The sequence below is a fragment of the Psychrobacillus sp. FSL K6-2843 genome, assembly GCF_038626375.1.
In the GTDB taxonomy this organism is placed as follows: Bacteria; Bacillota; Bacilli; order Bacillales_A; family Planococcaceae; genus Psychrobacillus; species Psychrobacillus faecigallinarum.
Genome location: NZ_CP152021.1, coordinates 3,036,125 through 3,051,160, shown reverse-complemented (window position 1 = coordinate 3,051,160; position 15,036 = coordinate 3,036,125). Strand labels below are relative to the sequence as shown.

Annotated in this window: 17 protein-coding genes and 1 tRNA gene; 13 read left to right on the top strand and 5 right to left on the bottom strand. The window is 39.2% G+C overall.

Going from position 1 to position 15,036, the window contains the following annotated elements:
- Positions 1–60 precede the first annotated feature (60 nt).
- From trxB to MKY94_RS15415, 6 genes are all read left to right on the top strand, one after another.
- Complete coding sequence (gene trxB / locus MKY94_RS15440; RefSeq protein ID WP_144538969.1) at positions 61–1,011, top strand: thioredoxin-disulfide reductase; 951 nt, start codon at positions 61–63, stop codon at positions 1,009–1,011.
- Between the two features lie 196 nt (positions 1,012–1,207).
- A complete protein-coding gene (locus MKY94_RS15435) occupies positions 1,208–1,678 on the top strand; it encodes an 8-oxo-dGTP diphosphatase (protein ID WP_342577330.1) in 471 nt (156 codons plus the stop codon).
- A gap of 3 nt (positions 1,679–1,681) precedes the next feature.
- Entirely contained in the window at positions 1,682–2,566 is an 885-nt protein-coding gene (rapZ, locus tag MKY94_RS15430) for an RNase adapter RapZ (protein WP_144538965.1), read from the top strand.
- A gap of 4 nt (positions 2,567–2,570) precedes the next feature.
- Positions 2,571–3,533: a YvcK family protein gene (locus MKY94_RS15425; RefSeq protein ID WP_144538963.1), complete on the top strand. Its 963-nt coding sequence runs from the start codon at positions 2,571–2,573 to the stop codon at positions 3,531–3,533.
- 43 nt (positions 3,534–3,576) lie between these two features.
- On the top strand, positions 3,577–4,518 hold the full coding sequence (whiA, locus tag MKY94_RS15420) for a DNA-binding protein WhiA (RefSeq protein ID WP_144538961.1): 942 nt from the start codon (positions 3,577–3,579) through the stop codon (positions 4,516–4,518).
- 19 nt (positions 4,519–4,537) lie between these two features.
- Positions 4,538–4,795: an HPr family phosphocarrier protein gene (locus MKY94_RS15415; protein WP_144538959.1), complete on the top strand. Its 258-nt coding sequence runs from the start codon at positions 4,538–4,540 to the stop codon at positions 4,793–4,795.
- A 756-nt stretch (positions 4,796–5,551) separates the two neighbouring features.
- On the opposite strand, the gene MKY94_RS15410 is transcribed toward MKY94_RS15415, so the two are convergent.
- Positions 5,552–5,836: a hypothetical protein gene (locus MKY94_RS15410; RefSeq protein WP_342577329.1), complete on the bottom strand. Its 285-nt coding sequence runs from the start codon at positions 5,834–5,836 to the stop codon at positions 5,552–5,554.
- Between the two features lie 71 nt (positions 5,837–5,907).
- Entirely contained in the window at positions 5,908–6,504 is a 597-nt protein-coding gene (gene clpP, locus MKY94_RS15405; RefSeq protein WP_144538955.1) for an ATP-dependent Clp endopeptidase proteolytic subunit ClpP, read from the bottom strand.
- Positions 6,505–6,679: 175 nt separating this feature from the next.
- On the opposite strand from clpP, the gene MKY94_RS15400 reads away from it, so the two are divergent.
- A tRNA-Arg gene (locus tag MKY94_RS15400) sits at positions 6,680–6,751 on the top strand.
- A gap of 98 nt (positions 6,752–6,849) precedes the next feature.
- Here MKY94_RS15400 and MKY94_RS15395 read toward each other — a convergent pair.
- Positions 6,850–7,791, bottom strand: coding sequence for a catalase family peroxidase (locus MKY94_RS15395; RefSeq protein WP_151113134.1), 942 nt, complete (start codon positions 7,789–7,791; stop codon positions 6,850–6,852).
- A gap of 209 nt (positions 7,792–8,000) precedes the next feature.
- On the opposite strand from MKY94_RS15395, the gene MKY94_RS15390 reads away from it, so the two are divergent.
- Both MKY94_RS15390 and MKY94_RS15385 read left to right on the top strand, forming a co-directional pair.
- On the top strand, positions 8,001–8,660 hold the full coding sequence (locus MKY94_RS15390; protein ID WP_342577328.1) for a TPM domain-containing protein: 660 nt from the start codon (positions 8,001–8,003) through the stop codon (positions 8,658–8,660).
- A gap of 66 nt (positions 8,661–8,726) precedes the next feature.
- Positions 8,727–9,173: a GNAT family N-acetyltransferase gene (locus MKY94_RS15385; protein WP_342577327.1), complete on the top strand. Its 447-nt coding sequence runs from the start codon at positions 8,727–8,729 to the stop codon at positions 9,171–9,173.
- Positions 9,174–9,574: 401 nt separating this feature from the next.
- On the opposite strand, the gene MKY94_RS15380 is transcribed toward MKY94_RS15385, so the two are convergent.
- Together MKY94_RS15380 and MKY94_RS15375 are read right to left on the bottom strand one after the other, a co-directional pair.
- Complete coding sequence (locus MKY94_RS15380; protein WP_342577326.1) at positions 9,575–10,345, bottom strand: hypothetical protein; 771 nt, start codon at positions 10,343–10,345, stop codon at positions 9,575–9,577.
- Positions 10,323–10,844 carry an RNA polymerase sigma factor gene (locus MKY94_RS15375; RefSeq protein WP_342577325.1) on the bottom strand — a complete coding sequence of 174 codons (522 nt, stop codon included), beginning with the start codon at positions 10,842–10,844 and terminating at the stop codon, positions 10,323–10,325. The genes MKY94_RS15380 and MKY94_RS15375 overlap by 23 nt, the downstream gene beginning before the upstream one ends.
- A 409-nt stretch (positions 10,845–11,253) precedes the next feature.
- On the opposite strand from MKY94_RS15375, the gene MKY94_RS15370 reads away from it, so the two are divergent.
- The 4 genes from MKY94_RS15370 (at position 11,254) to MKY94_RS15355 (ending at position 15,028) form a co-directional block, all read left to right on the top strand.
- Complete coding sequence (locus tag MKY94_RS15370; RefSeq protein ID WP_342577324.1) at positions 11,254–11,487, top strand: glutaredoxin family protein; 234 nt, start codon at positions 11,254–11,256, stop codon at positions 11,485–11,487.
- 137 nt (positions 11,488–11,624) lie between these two features.
- Complete coding sequence (locus MKY94_RS15365) at positions 11,625–12,662, top strand: sugar-binding domain-containing protein (protein WP_144538796.1); 1,038 nt, start codon at positions 11,625–11,627, stop codon at positions 12,660–12,662.
- Positions 12,663–12,674: 12 nt separating this feature from the next.
- A complete protein-coding gene (gene gap, locus MKY94_RS15360) occupies positions 12,675–13,682 on the top strand; it encodes a type I glyceraldehyde-3-phosphate dehydrogenase (protein ID WP_144538794.1) in 1,008 nt (335 codons plus the stop codon).
- A gap of 161 nt (positions 13,683–13,843) precedes the next feature.
- Positions 13,844–15,028, top strand: a complete 1,185-nt coding sequence (locus MKY94_RS15355) for a phosphoglycerate kinase (RefSeq protein ID WP_144538792.1) — start codon at positions 13,844–13,846, stop codon at positions 15,026–15,028.
- The last annotated feature ends 8 nt before the right edge of the window (positions 15,029–15,036 follow it).

Genomic DNA, 15,036 nt, shown 5'->3' with positions numbered 1-15,036 from the left:
GTTGATGAAGGATATAAAATTAGTTAGATTGTTGGTATGTAGTAAGTAGGAGGAATTTAGATGACAACTGAAAAAATATATGACGTAATAATTATAGGTGCCGGTCCAGCAGGCATGACAGCTGCTGTTTACACTTCACGAGCAAACCTTTCCACTTTAATGATTGAGCGTGGAATTCCTGGCGGCCAAATGGCCAACACAGAAGAGGTAGAGAACTACCCAGGGTTTGAAACAATTTTAGGACCTGAGCTTTCCACTAAAATGTTCGACCATGCAAAAAAATTCGGTGCAGAATATGCTTACGGTGACGTGTCCGAGGTAATCGATAATGGAGACTATAAAACAGTTAAAGTAAGCGGAAAAGAATATAACGCGTTAGCAGTCATCATCTCTTCAGGTGCCGAATACAAAAAAATGGGTATTCCCGGTGAGACAGAGCTTGGTGGTCGTGGCGTCAGCTATTGTGCAGTATGTGATGGTGCATTCTTTAAAGGTAAAAACCTTGTAGTGGTTGGAGGAGGAGATTCTGCTGTAGAAGAAGGAGCCTTCCTAACTAAATTTGCTAACAAAGTAACGATTGTTCACCGCAGAGATAAGCTTCGTGCTCAAAAAATCCTGCAAGATCGTGCCTTTGCAAATGAAAAAATTGATTTCATCTGGAATACAACATTAAAAGAGATTCATGGAACAGATGGTAAGGTTTCTAGTGTTACTCTAGTCTCTACAACGGATGGTTCAGAAAAATCATTTGATACAGACGGCGTCTTCGTATATGTAGGAATGCTTCCATTAACTAAACCATTTACTAATCTTGGTATTTTAAACGAAAATGGTTATATCGTGACAAACGAAAAAATGGAAACAACTGTACCTGGAATCTTTGGCGCTGGTGATGTTCGAGACAAAATGCTTCGCCAAATCGTTACAGCAACAGGTGACGGAAGTGTTGCTGCATTATCAGCTCAGCACTATATCGAGCACTTAAAAGATAAAAATACAACAAATGTGTAATTTAATTTTATCTTAATTTAACTGTAACTGTACTGAAATATTAAAGGTGTATATTAAAGTATATAAATTGACCCCCTTTTTATATATGCAAGATTTTGAACAGGCTGTTTTGCGATTTAAGTCGTGAAGCAGTCTCTTTTTGTGTAAGTTCATGTATAATAGAATGTAACTAAAGTGAAAGATGGAGTGACCATACGTGCAAAGAATCGCTAACTTACTTATATGTAAAGACAACAAAGTTCTTTTATTAAAGAAACCACGTAGAAATTGGTACGTAGCGCCAGGTGGCAAGATGGAGGAAGGAGAATCCATTCTAGTTTCTGCGGTACGTGAATTTACGGAAGAAACAAACACAGTGCCTATCAATCCTCGTTTAAAAGGTATTTATACTATGGTGATTGAAGAAGACGGTAAGCGTATAGATGAATGGATGTTATTTACCTTTATCGGAACAGATATAGAAGGAACACCATATAAAGAAACTAAAGAAGGTGTGCTTGAATGGCACCCAGTTGAATCCTTACAACATCTTCCGATGGCTGAAGGAGACCGTACTAATCTGTTGTTCGCTGTAAAAGAAAAAGGTATGCAGTATGGTACCTTCGTTTATACTCCAGAATTTTCATTGATAAGTGAAACTATTCAGCAATCAGGGGAGGAAATATAAACAGTGGAAGCACAACCAAAGCAAGAAACAGAAGTCGTTATAATAACGGGTATGTCCGGAGCAGGAAAAACAGTAGCTATACAAAGCTTTGAGGATCTAGGATATTATTGCATCGATAATCTTCCACCCGAACTATTAAGTACATTTATAAAGCTAATGATTGAGTCAAACCAGCAACCTCGAAACATTGCCGCTGTAATGGATATGCGAGGCGGAGAAATGTTTCACTCATTGGTGGATTCAGTTAATCATCTTCAGGAAGCAACTTCTGTAACTCCGAAGGTCCTGTTTTTAGATGCACAGGATGAGGTACTTGTCAGAAGATATAAGGAAACTAGACGTTCCCACCCATTGGCTAATGCTGGATTGCCTTTAGAGGGCATCAAAAAAGAAAGAGAGCTTCTCTCTGATTTAAAAGGAAGAGCTCAATTCATTTATAATACTTCAAAGATGAAACCTCGAGAGCTACGTGAAAAAATTCAAGAGGAATTTTCTTCGAATGGAAGCAAGGTCTTTACGGTGAATGTCATGTCCTTCGGATTTAAGCACGGAATTCCCATTGATGCTGATTTGGTTTTTGATGTGCGTTTCCTCCCAAATCCTTATTACATAGAGGAGCTTCGTTTGAAATCAGGGTTAAATGAAGAAGTTTCTAGCTACGTTCTAAAATGGGCAGACACGAAGACTTTAATAGAGAAGCTGACTGATCTATTCAACTTTATGATACCGCAGTACAAAAGAGAAGGAAAAACGCAGCTTGTAATTGCCTTTGGTTGTACGGGCGGTCAACATCGTTCTGTTACACTGGCAGAATATTTTGGTAACCTTTTGAAGGCGGATGACGAAACTATAATTACGCATCGAGACGTTACAATTAGGAAGGAATGACTAAATGGGTCGTACAAAACACCGAAAAAAAATAGTCATTTTAGGTGGAGGTACTGGCTTATCAACCTTACTCCGAGGTCTAAAAAAGCTTCCGCTAGATATTACAGCTATCGTTACAGTAGCTGATGATGGAGGAAGCTCTGGTAGATTGAGAGATGATTATGATATTCCACCACCAGGTGATATTCGTAACGTTTTAGCAGCATTATCAGAGGTAGAACCGCTAGTAGAGGAAATGTTCCAGTTTCGATTTGCACATTCCAGTGAGCTAGAGGGACACTCCTTAGGAAATCTCATGATAACAGCATTAACCTCTATTACAGGGGATTTTGCTCATGCAATTACTGAAATGAGCAGAGTGCTTAATATACATGGCAAAGTATTGCCGGCTGCCAATCAGCTAGTGACATTACATGCTGAATTTGAGGATAAAACCATTATTACAGGGGAATCTAAAATACCGGACTATGGGAAAAAGATAGAAAAGGTATTTATTACTCCCGCTGATGTAAAGCCTTTACCAGAGGCTATAAACCTTATTCGCCAAGCGGATATTATAGCTATTGGACCAGGTAGCCTTTATACTAGTATATTGCCTAATCTATTAGTAGAAGATATTCGAAAGGCTGTCATTCGTTCTAAGGCCAAGAAGGTGTATATTTGTAATCTCATGACGCAGGCTGGAGAAACAAATAACTATACTGCCTATGATCATGTAAAGGCGCTTATTGACCATGTAGGAGAAGACTTCCTAGATACTCTTCTTATAAGTAAGGAAGAGATTCCTGAAAACGTTCAATATTTATATAAGCAAGAGATGGCATCACCAGTTAAAATAGATTTAGATAAGCTAGAGACACTAGACATAGATATCGTGAAGAAAGACATTTCCGTCGTATACAATGGCGCAGTACGACATGATGCAATCGAAGTAGCGAAATGGCTTTTCGAATATGCAGGACAATGAGAATCTAAGAAGATAGGTTCTGCAAGAAAGGGGGAAACGTTATATGTCGTTTGCTTCTGAAACTAAAAAAGAAATGACGCAGGAGGAATCAAAGCCCTGCTGTTCAAAAGCAGAGCTATCTGCGCTCATCCGAATGAACGGATCTCTGTCATTTAGCAATAAAATGCTAAGTCTGGATGTTCAAACAGAGAATGCGGCAATTGCCAGAAGACTGTATACTCTTATCAAATCAATGTATAAGTTAGATGTGGAATTGCTCGTCCGCAAAAAAATGAGATTAAAAAAGAATAATGTGTATATTTGTCGTGTCAGAGAAGGGGCAAAAAGCTTACTAGAGGATTTAATGATTTTGAAGGAAGGTTTTCAATTCGAATACTCCATCTCCCCAGAGCTTGTCAAAAAGAATTGCTGTAAACGAGCATACTTACGAGGTGCTTTCTTAGCAGGTGGCTCTGTAAATAATCCCGAAACTTCATCTTACCACTTAGAAGTATACTCATTATATAAAACACATAGCGACGCATTAGTCGATTTAATGAATTATTATGAATTAAATGCAAAAACAATTGAACGTAAAAAAGGTTTTGTGGCATATTTAAAGGAAGCAGAAAAAATATCTGACTTTTTAAGCATTGCTGGAGCTCATCGTGCCCTCTTGAAATTTGAGGATGTGCGAATCATCCGAGATATGCGCAACAGTGTCAATCGTTTAGTCAATTGTGAAACTGCCAATTTAAACAAAACCATCAGCGCAGCCATCCGACAAGTGGAGAACATCCGCTTTATCGATAACGCAATCGGCTTAGACCAATTGCCAGAGAAGCTACGAGAAATAGCTCGTCTGCGAGTGGAGTATCAGGATGTTACATTAAAGGAACTAGGAGACATGGTGTCCACTGGAAATGTAAGTAAATCTGGTGTAAACCATCGTTTGCGCAAATTGGATGAAATAGCAGATGCATTAAGAAGAGGCGAATCAATTTAAAGAAATGGGGCTAAGGATTATGGCGGAACAACAGGTCGAGGTAAAATTACAATCAGGACTTCAAGCAAGACAAGCAGCATTATTTGTACAAGAAGCTAATCGTTATATTGCAGATGTGTTTTTAGAAAAAGACGATAAAAAAGTAAACGCTAAAAGTATCATGGGTATCATGAGCTTAGCGATAAGCAAGGGTGCTACCATCACTTTAAGTGCTGAGGGCTCTGACGAAGCAGAAGCAGTAGAATCACTAGCTAAATTCATTTCTAAAGCAGAATAATTAATCGTAAGGCTGTTGTATGATCCGGTAAGGATTGTATGGCAGCTTTTTTTATTCGTATGTATCTCCTTGAAAAGCATGACTAATAGTTGGTAGATTTCCGCTATAGGCGGACGCGTTCCGTGGGGTGAGCGATAAGCCATCATCCGTCGCTTACGCGCGCGGTTGTGATGTCTTATCTGCCTCACGGATCCCACTGGAGTCGCCGCCTGCCGCTTCAATCACATGTTGTGTAGGAATAGAAAGTCATGTGGAAAAACTTATTCAACTATTTATACAGATACTTGAAAAGAATGAAGGAGAGAGAAGAGATTTCCGCTTTAGGCGGTCGCTTTCCATGGGGTGGGCGATAAACCATCACCCGTCGCTTACGCGCGCGGTTGTGATGTCTTATCTGCCTCACTGATCCCACTGGAGTCGCCGCCTGCCGCTGCAATCACAGGTGGTGTAGGAATAGAAAGTCATGTGGAAAAACTTACTCGACTATTTATAGTTACTTGAAAAGAATGAAGGAGAGAGGAGAGATTTCCGCTTTAGGCGGACGCGTTCCGTGGGGTGAGCGATAAGCCATCACCCGTCGCTTACGCGCGCGGTTGTGATGTCTTATCTGCCTCACTGATCCCACTGGAGTCGCCGCCTGACGCTGCAATCATAGGTGGTGTAGGAATAGAAAGTCGTATGGGAAAAATAAGTTATCTAATTTCCGTCATGCTTCATTATTCAATTTTAAGAGAATACAAAGTAAACTCTTTTATGCTAGGAAGAAAAGTCGTTGTTAATGATCTTATCTACGTATTTTTTTGCGGGGACTAGCCCTAAATTTGTTTCATTTCGAACGAATTTGACAATTTCCACTAGGCTACTGCCGTTATTATTCATTTCTAAAATTTGTTTTTCTAAATCCTCGTCACCGATAAAATGAAGGTCCTGCTGTTCTTCTAATTTTCTAATTTTGCTTTGTAGGCTGAAGGTATAGATTACTAAAAATAGAATGATTAATAAAGAAGTTATTTGAAATAGAATAGTTACACAACCTTTCATTACTAAATTGACAGAAAAGCTTTATTAAAAAATCCAAGGGAGCAGGAGCTCGCTTGGATTTTTTTGTGTTATTAGTCTTTTTTCATTTCGCTGCGTGCGATGATATGATCGATTAGACCGTATTCTTTTGCACGTTCTGCTGTCATGAAGTTATCGCGGTCTGTGTCTCTTGAAACGACTTCAAGTGGCTGTCCAGTGCGCTCAGACATAATGTGGTTTAATTTATCGCGTAAGAACAAGATGCGTTTTGCAGCGATCTCGATTTCTGTTGCTTGCCCTTGAGCTCCACCAAGTGGTTGGTGAATCATTACCTCTGCGTTTGGAAGTGCATAGCGTTTTCCTTTTGTTCCAGCAGTAAGTAAGAAAGCACCCATTGATGCTGCCATACCGATACAAATAGTTTGTACGTCTGGTTTGATGAATTGCATTGTATCGTAGATAGCCATACCAGCAGTAATACTTCCGCCTGGGCTATTGATGTAGATGGAGATATCCTTTTCTGGATCTTCCGCTTCTAGGAATAAAAGCTGAGCAACGATAGAGTTTGACACGTTGTCATCAATCGCACTACCAAGCATGATGATGCGGTCTTTTAACAATCTTGAATAGATGTCATAGGCACGCTCACCGCGATTTGTTTGTTCAATAACTGTAGGAATTAAATTCATCCTGGATTGCCTCCTTCAAAGGTGGTTATATTTTTTATTTTTATTTGTGTACTGAGAAATTCTACCTCAGTTGTAACTTTATCATACATGGAATGGTCAAGGAAGGTCAAATATTAAGCTTAGAAATGTTGACTTGAATTATTCCTATTCCATTTGTATAATAGAAAGGTCGCTTGCCCCTGTAGTTTAATGGATATGACGTAAGATTCCGGTTCTTGAGATGGGGGTTCGATTCCCTCCAGGGGCGTCCATAACATTTAGAAACACTCGAATTCTTCGAGTGTTTTTTTATTTACAAGATATGAAAGTATATGCTTTGTCGAGCTTTAATGCCCTGCATTTTCCTTACTCATTTTTACTTCTCCTTTCATATGATTCAGCATATGCGCCACTACGAAAGTGTAGTATAGGATCATCTGTTAGCTCTATGCCCTCCGGTACAATCGTTGGATCAAAAACAATGTCTTCCTTATGATGTATTTTATTTTTGATTTCCAAACGACCAATATTCACTTTTCTTCTTTCCTCTGGCCACATATCTGTAGCATCGTTTGGATTATCGCCATCCTCCGCTAAGCGGATAACGAGGTCAAACTCGACCGGTGCCTGGTTTAATCTGTTATCTAGCTCCTCGGTCAAATAATTAGCTGAAAGAGATTTACTTGTCAAAGCAGGGTCCTTTGTTTCATTAACAGGAACCCATTCATATTTAATCGCCTGGCGAACACCGTCTTTATTGACGAAATAGAAGGCATGTATAGGATAATAATGGAGCTCTGCGTAGCTTATTGGCGGCTGTTTTGCCTGCTCTTTAATGATTTGAATAACGTTTTTGCTATGTGGATATTTTTTAGAGAGCAGCTCTACCATGGCAAGGCCTCTATCAATAGTTTTGATACCTGTTTTTTCATCCGTGAATATTTCGATCATATCTATAAATTCTCTAGGGCTGCTAGTGACAAACATTGGCACAGTAGCACTCACTAAATTGGTGATACTGCCATCTGCTAGCTGAAATTGAACAGCCAGTCCTTTTGCCGGGGTAAGATAATCTATCGAAGCAGGATTAGGCGGGCTATTGGAAAAACGGACGGTAGCGGAGACAGCTTCTCTATGAAGGTGAGGCGCTACAGTGTAAGGTACCGCATTGCCATTCGGATGAAATACCGCTTCATACATATCTCCCTTTGCATGGGCTCTTCTTGCTCCAGGGAATTTCCCTTGAATTTGTTCGAGTGCATCTACCGCTTCCTTTGGAGTTAAATCCTCTTTATGTATTTGTTCCATGTTTTTACCTCCTTTTTTATTGCAGTCTATTCATCATTACCACTCTTTTCCTATATTAAACCCACAAAACGGGAAGACATCTCCCTTTGAAAATTAATAAGATAGTTTTCGCATATAATGAATGAGTCTTGAATATTTGGAATAAAGTAAAATAGAGGCTTTAAATAGATAAAAGGGTGAGAGTTAAATTTGAAGGGAGATAGGTGCTATTGAAAAGAACTATACAGTTGCTAGTTAGTATAATATTAGTTTCTCTATTATTTCCGTTAACGACAGGAGCTGCATCTAACATTCCTAATGTTCCTAGAGATTCCTATTTAGTAGATTTAGAAGGTTATCTAGCTGATGAAACTAATCTTGAAATAGAGCGATTAGGAAACAGATTGAAACAAGGAACCACTGCTCAAATGGTTGTCATGATTATCGATAATATAGGTGATCAGTCAGCAGAACAATTCAACATGGAGGTCATACGTGAAAATAAAATAGGAAGTGTTAGAAAGAAAAATGGCATTGTTATTTTGATTGAGGCAAATCCTATCAATCAAGGAGGGCCGACAGTTGAAATAACAGTAGATCGCGATTTAGAGGAAGCGATATCGTACGAAAAAGTAGACCGTATAATTGATCGATATACTATGCCTTATTTGAATCAAGGCTTTATCGACGAGGCAGTTCTCTACACATACCAGGCTTTATACAATGAAGTAATAGGAGAATATGGTTTGAAAGAGGAAACTATACAACCACAAGTTTATACAACTAGCAATACTAATCGGTTGTCTATTCCTACTGTTGTCGTAATTGCACTAGTAATCTTTCTCCTTTATAGGATGATAAATAGGAACAGGGGTCTCGAGCGCAAATAGTAATCTATACTGCATATTCAAGTTTTTATTATTCTGATAAAATATAAAAAGAGAGGGGATGTAGAAATGAAACTAGTAGAGATAAACGAGGATAACTGGCGTAAAATTGTCTTTCTATCAACTAACGAGGACGGCAAAGCAACTATAGTAGAAAAATTTGTAGCATCCAATGCATTATCCATCGTTCAATCAGTCTATGAAACTGGTTGGATTACAAGAGGGATAGAGGTGGAGGACAAGCTTATTGGCTTTACGATGTACGGGTTAGATGAAGAAACTTCAAACTACTGGCTATGCCGATTTATGATCGATCATCAGAGTCAAGGTAAAGGCTATGGCAGAAAAGCAATTGAGCTAATCTTGAACGAAATAAAGCAGCTTGATGGTTGTGAAAGCATCTATTTATCAACCGAGCCAGATAACGAAGCAGCCATCAAGCTATACGAAAGCTTCGGCTTCCAAAAAACAGGCAAGCTTAATGAGGGCGAAGCGGAGTTTATGCTAAAAGTCTAGGACAAGGGGAGAGCGAGGGCTCTTCTTTTTTTGTTGAGTGGATTGTCGAAAACCACGGGGGCATTGTAGTAAACTAGGCCGTGATTGTCGTAAAAAGTGAAGAGATTGTACTAAAAACGGAGAGAAGACTGATTGAGAAAATGGATTGTAGTAAAACACCAGGAGATTGTAGTAAACTAGGCCGTGATTGTAGTAAAAAGTGAATGGATTGTAGTAAAACCAAGAGAAGACTGATCGAGAGAATGGATTGTCGTAAAACACGAAGACATTGTAGTAAACTAGGCTGTGATTGTCGTAAAACATCAGGCGATTGTAGTAATCTAGAGCAGCATTGTCGTAAAACAGCTCCCGACAACAAAAAAACCAACAAAGAGTTGGTCTTTTTGTGCAATTTCATTGGACTACTTGTCAGTGTTTACATAGGCATCGAAATTCTCTATTTTATCACGTAAAGGTATGCCATCTACATCGCCTGTGCCGTTGTATCTTCCTATTTTTCCGGGTTCTGTTTTCGAAAAGATAAATTCTTCTTTTAATGTATGAAAGATTTTTTCGCCTTTGCTGTTTGTTAAGGAAATTTCAACGATAGGACGATAAATATTTGGGTGATCCTTATCTTGATTTAATTGAACCCTCTCTATGTGGATGACTATATTTTTTTCAACTAAATAGGGATTATATTTGAACACCATGTTTGTGCTAAGTGCATTTTCCAGCAAATTTTCTGTAAAGTATTTATCAAAGCTCGAATAGTAATAATTCATCATTTCCTTGTATTCTTTTGATACTAATAGCATATCGTATTCTTCTTGGCTCTCCACGCTTGTTTTGCTTTGCAGATCAAACCACTCTTGCCTTAAACGTTCAAACTCCTCATCGGGTCCATTATATTCTTTTTCTAGTACTGCAATCATAACTTCATCATTATTAAAAGGCTGCGTGATTTGCTCGGCTTGCTCTGTTTGCTCTGTTTCGGAGGGCATGAGATACGTAATGATTAGAATGGAGGCTATCGCAACTATTGCTAATGAAATGATGGCTGGAAATACTCTTCGTTTTTTCTTTTCCATTCGTCCCTTCACTGCTAGCCATGTGTTGCGTCTTGCTTCATTAGAACGCTCGACATTCTTCATATCCGCGAAAAGCTCATCAAATTCCTTTAACGGTTCCATCTGCATAGCCTCCTTTTTGGTGAAATTCCTTTTTTAGTGCCTCAAGTGCACGCATCATTTTCATCTTTACCTTTGCCTCGGTCCATCCAAGTATGAAGGCGGTTTCCTGGATCGAGCACTCCTGAACCTTTCGCAGGATGATAACCTCTTGATAGTCTTTTTTTAGCAATCGTAAGGAGTCGTACATCCTCGTAAGCTGTTCTTTTTGTTCGAAGCTACCTTCGGGTGAAAGTGCCTTAGTTTCTAAATCATGCTCTTTTTCAAATGAAAAAAATTGAATCACTCTTTTTCTTCTAAAATAATCATAGGTAACATTGCGAGCTATTCTTAGTATCCATGTAGCGGTAGAAGCCTGCTTATTAAAGGAATCAACTCCTTTAAATGCTTTATAAAAGGTTTCTTGTGTTAGATCCTCCGCACATTCTTTATGGCGGACAAGCAAGTAAATGTAGCCGTAAACCCGGTCGCTGTGGTCTCTATATAGCTGTTCCATTTCCATCTTCTGACCTCCCTTAAAGCAATAGACGAAGGAACCTTTAAAAAGTATCGTTTTTAAATAAAGATAAAGGTAAATGATTCTTCCAAGTAGACTTTTGCGAAGGGACGAATTAATTTGAAGTCAATACATGCAATCTAGTTATTTATTTATTTATTTATTTATTTATTGAAGCGACAGCCTCCAACTCCAGTGAGAGTTGGAGGCAGATAAGACATCACGTACGACGCGTTAGCGATGGTGATGGCTTATAGCTCACCTAAAGCAAAAAGCAAGCATATTTTGTGTTGTTTTCTATATTACTATTTTACCTATTAAGGAATAATTTGTACGCATAACTTTACACACGCTTTTGATATCTAAAAGGATTATAATGAGTGAAGGTAAATGTTATTGGAAGGAGGTATAGAAAATGTTAGTCCATTTCTATACAAGACCGGGGTGTCATTTGTGTGATGATGCGAGAATGATGCTGAAGCTAGTCCAAGAGGACGTGCCATTTCAAATAGAAGAGCATAATATAGAAGAGGATGATCAGCTGCATGAAAAGTATATGCTCATTATTCCCGTTGTGGAATATCAAGGGGAAATCATACAGTATGGGAATGTAGACTATGTGACGCTGATGGAAGCATTAGAAAATTGATGCTTCCAAACACAAATATTGCTATTTTGAATATATTAAAGTATTATGATTATAGAAATTAAATTTTTTTTGAGTAGATGGGACATTTTTGGCGTAAGTGGGACAAAAACGTCACCAATAAGGTTGGGATGTGACAAATGGATTCTTTTCTAGGTGCGCAACTAAAGCTTATGCCAGAGATGAGTGACCTGCTTCAGAAGAGGTATCGTATTCTCCAAACAATCCAGCTGACCAAAGGTATTGGCCGAAGAGTTCTAGGTGAACAGCTAAGCTTAACCGAGCGTGAAACTCGTAAGGAATTGGACGCTTTAAGGACTCAAGGCTTGATAGAGGTTTCTCGTGAGGGAGCTTCGATTACAGCTGAGGGCAATGAAGTATTAACAGAGTTAAAAGAAGTAGTTCGTTTGTGGTCGGGTCGATCGCAGATGGAGCTAATGTTAAAAAAATATTTAAATATAAAAGATGTGATTATAGTTCCGGGAAATGTAGATAATGATACAAATACATCTATGCTTTTATCGCAGGAGGCTGCAAAGTATTTAGAAAGTATTTTACTGAATGAACACATTATCGCAGTTACCGGTGGGTCAACGATTGCATCCATCTCCCATGCAATGACGGAGTCGTCCAGATGGAAGGACTTGTTGTTTATTGCAGCTAGAGGAGGGGTAGGGAAGGATGTCCGGCTACAAGCAAATACAATAGCGTCTTTGTTTGCTAGTAAGATGAATGGATCCTACCGCACGTTATATATACCTGACCGCTTAAGTGAGGAAGCATATATGACGATGAAGAAAGAGCCTTTTATTCAAGAAATGATGGACCTTTATGAAAGGACGAACATCATTATTCATGGAATAGGCGATGCTTTAGAAATGGCCAAAAGAAGAAATTCTAGTGACGAGGAGATTGAGCTTCTGAGAAGTAGAGGAGCGGTCAGTGAGTCGTTTGGCTATTATTTCAACAACCAGGGTGAAGCAGTTCACCATATTCGAACAATTGGCGTTCAGTTAAACCAGCTTCAACATATAGAGCATCTACTTGCGGTTGCAGGCGGGGCAAAAAAAGCAAATGCACTTATTTCTTATTTCAAGCAGGCACCATTGCAAACTGTCTTGGTAACAGATGAAGGTGCGGCAAACGAAATGATGAAAGTAATTCCAAAAAACATTTAGGAGGAATTTATAATGACAGTAAAATTAGCTATTAACGGATTTGGACGTATCGGACGTAAGGTTTTCAGAGAAGCTTTAGAGCAAAAGGATTTAGAAGTAGTAGCAATCAATGACTTAACAGATGCAGCGATGCTTGCTCATTTATTGAAATATGATTCTGTACACGGTATCTCTAATGCGGACATCACTTCAGAGGGTGAATACCTAGTAGTTAACGGGAAAAACATTCAAGTATTCGCAGAAAAGGATCCTTCAGTACTTCCTTGGAAAGACCTAGGAGTAGACATCGTAATCGAATCTACTGGCGTATTCAGCACAGTAGAAAAAGCAGGCAAGCATTTAGAAGCAGGAGCTAAAAAAGTTATTCTTTCTGCTCCAGCGAAAGACAATATGCCGACATTCGTTATGGGTGTAAATGAAGAAAAATATAACCCAGAAACAGATCATGTAGTTTCAAACGCTTCTTGTACAACAAACTGCTTGTCACCAGTAGCAAAAGTATTACAAGATAACTTTGGTATCAAACGTGGGATGATGACAACAATTCACTCATTCACAAATGACCAACGTATCTTAGATTTACCACATAGCGACTACCGTCGTGCTCGTGCAGCATCTGAGTCTATGATTCCAACAACAACTGGAGCAGCAGCTGCAGTAGCGAAGGTTCTTCCAGAGCTAAAAGGAAAATTAGATGGTATGGCTGTTCGTGTACCAACACCAAACGTATCACTAGTTGACTTTGTAGCAGAGCTAGACAAAGAAGTAACTGTAGAAGAGTTAAACAAAGTGCTTCGTGAAGCTTCTGAAAATGAACTAAAAGGAATTCTTGAATACAACGAGCTTCCATTAGTATCAATCGATTACAATGGTAACACTGCTTCTTCAACTGTAGACGGACAATCAACTATGGTATTAGGAGACAACCTTGTAAAAGTATTAGCATGGTATGACAACGAATCAGGCTACTCTGCACGTTGTATCGACCTTGCACTATTAATGGCAAAAAAAGGGTTATAATTTAAGGCACTAAGCCTTTCAAAAGCCGAGGAACATTAGTTTTTGAATAGCGTTAAAGTATAATAACCTCTATAATAAAAGAGGGTAAAGGAGCAAAGGTTACCCCTTTTGCTCCTTCTTTTTTTAAGTAGGCAATTCAATTACATAAGGAGGCTTATTTTATGAAGGAAAAACAAACAATGAGCGATGTAACGTTAAAGGGAAAACGCGTCTTTTGTCGAGTAGACTTCAATGTACCAATGGAAGACGGTGCAATTACAGATGATACTCGTATTCGTGCAGCACTACCTACGATCCAGCACTTAATCGAGCAAGGAGCTAAAGTGATTCTTGCAAGCCATATGGGTCGCCCAAAAGGGGAAGTAAAGGAAGAGCTACGTTTGACAAAGGTTGGCGAGCATTTAGCAAAGCTATTGAATAAGCCTGTCACTAAATTAGATGAATCAATTGGAGAAAAAGTGGAACATACTATCTCTGAAATGAACGAGGGAGACGTTGTTCTTTTAGAAAACGTCCGCTTCCACGCTGGAGAAGAGAAAAACGATCCAGAGTTAGCAAAAGCGTTTGCTTCGTTAGCGGATGTATATGTAAATGACGCATTTGGTGCTGCTCACCGCGCACATGCCACAACAGAAGGTATTGCTAAGCTACTTCCAGCAGTTTCTGGATTGTTGATGCAAAAAGAATTAGATGTATTAGGAAAAGCTTTATCTACACCTGAACGACCTTTCACAGCTATCATCGGTGGAGCGAAGGTAAAGGATAAAATCGGTGTCATCGATCATTTATTGGACAAGGTAGACAACATCCTAATCGGTGGTGGACTGTCTTATACATTTACGAAGGCACAAGGCCATGAGATTGGAACTTCTCTTTTAGAGGAGGACAAAATCGATTTAGCTAAGTCTTTCCTTGAAAAAGCGAAGGAAAAAGGTGTGAACTTCTATTTGCCAATCGATGTGGTTGTTGCAGACGAGTTCTCCAAGGATGCAAATACGAAGGTCGTGCCAATCGACCAAATCCCTTCAGACTGGATGGGCTTAGACATTGGTCCTGAAACCGTAAAACTTTACGATCAAGTCATTAAAGACAGCAAGCTAATTATTTGGAACGGACCGATGGGTGTGTTTGAAATGGATGCTTTTGCCAACGGAACGAAGGGGGTTGCCAATGCAATGGCGGAAACCTCTGGATATACAATCATTGGCGGAGGAGACTCAGCTGCAGCTGTAGAGAAATTTGATGTAGCAGATAAAATGGACCATATATCAACTGGTGGAGGAGCTTCCTTAGAGTTTATGGAAGGTAAGGACTTACCAGGCGTATCGGCACTAAACGATAAGTAAATGGAGGA

Excerpts from the sequence above, each read along its gene's own strand:
- MKY94_RS15355 (WP_144538792.1), top strand. The coding sequence starts at position 13,844 with ATGAAGGAAAAACAAACAATGAGCGATGTAACGTTAAAGGGAAAACGC.
- MKY94_RS15375 (WP_342577325.1), bottom strand. The coding sequence starts at position 10,844 with ATGGAAATGGAACAGCTATATAGAGACCACAGCGACCGGGTTTACGGC.
- trxB (WP_144538969.1), top strand. The coding sequence starts at position 61 with ATGACAACTGAAAAAATATATGACGTAATAATTATAGGTGCCGGTCCA.
- MKY94_RS15365 (WP_144538796.1), top strand. The coding sequence starts at position 11,625 with ATGGATTCTTTTCTAGGTGCGCAACTAAAGCTTATGCCAGAGATGAGT.
- clpP (WP_144538955.1), bottom strand. The coding sequence starts at position 6,504 with ATGAATTTAATTCCTACAGTTATTGAACAAACAAATCGCGGTGAGCGT.
- gap (WP_144538794.1), top strand. The coding sequence starts at position 12,675 with ATGACAGTAAAATTAGCTATTAACGGATTTGGACGTATCGGACGTAAG.
- MKY94_RS15385 (WP_342577327.1), top strand. The coding sequence starts at position 8,727 with ATGAAACTAGTAGAGATAAACGAGGATAACTGGCGTAAAATTGTCTTT.
- MKY94_RS15425 (WP_144538963.1), top strand. The coding sequence starts at position 2,571 with ATGGGTCGTACAAAACACCGAAAAAAAATAGTCATTTTAGGTGGAGGT.
- whiA (WP_144538961.1), top strand. The coding sequence starts at position 3,577 with ATGTCGTTTGCTTCTGAAACTAAAAAAGAAATGACGCAGGAGGAATCA.
- MKY94_RS15370 (WP_342577324.1), top strand. The coding sequence starts at position 11,254 with ATGTTAGTCCATTTCTATACAAGACCGGGGTGTCATTTGTGTGATGAT.
- MKY94_RS15380 (WP_342577326.1), bottom strand. The coding sequence starts at position 10,345 with ATGGAACCGTTAAAGGAATTTGATGAGCTTTTCGCGGATATGAAGAAT.
- MKY94_RS15395 (WP_151113134.1), bottom strand. The coding sequence starts at position 7,791 with ATGGAACAAATACATAAAGAGGATTTAACTCCAAAGGAAGCGGTAGAT.
- MKY94_RS15415 (WP_144538959.1), top strand. The coding sequence starts at position 4,538 with ATGGCGGAACAACAGGTCGAGGTAAAATTACAATCAGGACTTCAAGCA.
- MKY94_RS15410 (WP_342577329.1), bottom strand. The coding sequence starts at position 5,836 with ATGAAAGGTTGTGTAACTATTCTATTTCAAATAACTTCTTTATTAATC.